The sequence below is a fragment of the Nonomuraea basaltis genome (assembly GCF_005893125.1).
Classification (GTDB): domain Bacteria; phylum Actinomycetota; class Actinomycetes; order Streptosporangiales; family Streptosporangiaceae; genus Nonomuraea; species Nonomuraea basaltis.
This window is the reverse complement of the sequence record NZ_VCJS01000511.1, coordinates 1-2,017: the sequence shown is the minus strand read 5'-3', so window position 1 is coordinate 2,017 and position 2,017 is coordinate 1. Positions and strand designations below refer to the sequence as shown.

Sequence of the window (2,017 nt, the reverse complement as noted above, 5' to 3'; positions counted from 1 at the left end):
CGCGCAGCACGTCGCCGAGCTTGACCCGGGCGCCCGTCCGCAGCACGGCCCGTTCGTACACCTTGGCGCCGAAGGCCAGCACCGCCAGCACGGCCAGCACCATCGCGGCCATGGAGGCCCCCACCTGCCACAGCGGCACCTCGGTCGCGGCCATCCGCACCGGCATGACCATCGAGGAGAACGGCGGCACGTACGACACGACCGTGGCCAGCGTGCCCGTGGGGTCGCTGGTGGCGTAGAAGGCGACGAAGTAGGTGGCCATGATGACCATGGTCAGCGGGGTCATCACGGAGTTCACCTCCTCCTGGCGCGACACCAGCGAGGCGAGCGCGGCCGACAGGGTGGCGAAGAAGGCGTACCCGAGCACGAACCAGACCAGCACCCAGGCCACCAGCCCGGGGATGCCGGGCGGGAAGTCGGAGGCGGTCCCGGAGACCGTTGCCGCGCCGAGGCCGACGACCAGGATCGTGACCAGGTTGATCAGGCCGAGCGCGCCCAGCCCGAGGATCTTGCCGCCGAGCAGTTGCCACGGCCGCAGCGTGGAGAGCAGGATCTCCACGATCCTGCTGCCCTTCTCCTCCACCACGCCCATGGCCACCATCATGACCTGGCCCATGAGCATCATGAAGAGGACGATGACGAGCACCACCGCGATCCCGGTGCGCGCGGACTCGTAGCGGGTGTCGGCGCCCACCGACTCCATCTGCAGCGGCGGGATCGACACACCGGCGGCGCCGAGCCGCACCTCCCGGTTGACGCTCTGCATGAGCACGCCGAGCTGGGTGTCGATCTCCCCGTCGGTGAGCACCTTCGTGCCGTTGACCAGCACCGCGTCGACGTCCCCTGCGAGCACGGCCTCCTTGGCGGCGGCCTCGTCGGGGAACGATCGCCATTCGAACTCCGCGTCCGGCGCGGCCGCCTGCAACGGCAGCTGCTGGGAGTTGACGGTGCCGATGGCGTAGGAGTCGGGGCCGCCCATCAGCTTGGGCGCGAAGGAGATCGCCGCCACCAGCACGGCCGTGATGACCAGGCCGATGACGAACGCCTTCGTGCGGATCTGCGTCGTGATCTCCCGGCGGGCGACCAGCATCAGTCCGTTCACGCCACGGCCTCCTTGAAGATCTCGGTGAGCGTCGGCTGCTCGACGCCGAAGTGCTCGACGTGCCCGGCCTTGACGGCGCGGCGCAGGATCTCCTGGTCGTCGCCGTCCGCCGTGCGCAGGATGTGCCGGTCGCCGCGCACGGTGACCTCGCCCGGCAGGCCGTCCGCCCAGCCGGGTGAGGGCTCGCGGACGACCACGCGAAGCGTGTTGCCCTCGGCCGCGCGCAGGTCGGCCACCGTGCCGGTGGCGACCATCCGCCCGGCCGCGACGATACCGACCGAGTCGCACAGCCGCTCGACCAGCTCCAGCTGGTGGCTGGAGAAGATCACCGGCACCCCGCCCCGGCACCGCTCCTGCAGCGCCGTGGCCAGCGCGTCCACCGCGATCGGGTCGAGCCCGGAGAACGGCTCGTCCAGCACCAGCACCTCGGGGTCGTGCACCAGCGCCACCGCCAGCTGCACGCGCTGCTGGTTGCCCAGCGAGAGCGCCTGCACCGCGTCGTTCCCGCGCTCGGCCACGCCCAGCCGCTCCAGCAGGTCCTCGGTGGCCTTCTTGGCGGCCGCCGCGCTCAGCCCGTGCAGGCGGCCGAAGTACTCGATCTGCTCGGCGACCCGCATCTTCTGGTACAGGCCGCGCTCCTCCGGCATGTAGCCGAAGCGGCGCCTGTCGTCATGGCCGAGCGGCCTGCCCTGCCAGCTCACCGAGCCGGAGTCGGCCTGCAGCACACCCATGACGATACGCATCGTCGTCGTCTTGCCGGCGCCGTTCGCGCCGACGAACCCGAACATCTCCCCCGGCCGTACGGCGAAGCCGATCCCATCCAGGGCGACCTTGCCGCCGGGGGCGTCGGGGCCGCCCGCGAAGCGCTTGCGCAGTTCGCTGATCTCGAGCATCAGGTCCTCTCCTTCATCATGG

Annotated in this window: 2 protein-coding genes; both read right to left on the bottom strand. The window is 71.0% G+C overall.

What is annotated here, in order from left to right:
- Nucleotides 1-1,102 (bottom strand): ABC transporter permease (locus tag EJK15_RS69040; RefSeq protein WP_138720886.1); only part of this gene is annotated, 1,102 nt, incomplete at its 3' end.
- Nucleotides 1,099-2,017: ABC transporter ATP-binding protein (locus tag EJK15_RS69035; RefSeq protein WP_338089982.1), on the bottom strand; the 919-nt coding region annotated here is incomplete at its 5' end. The genes EJK15_RS69035 and EJK15_RS69040, both read right to left, overlap by 4 nt.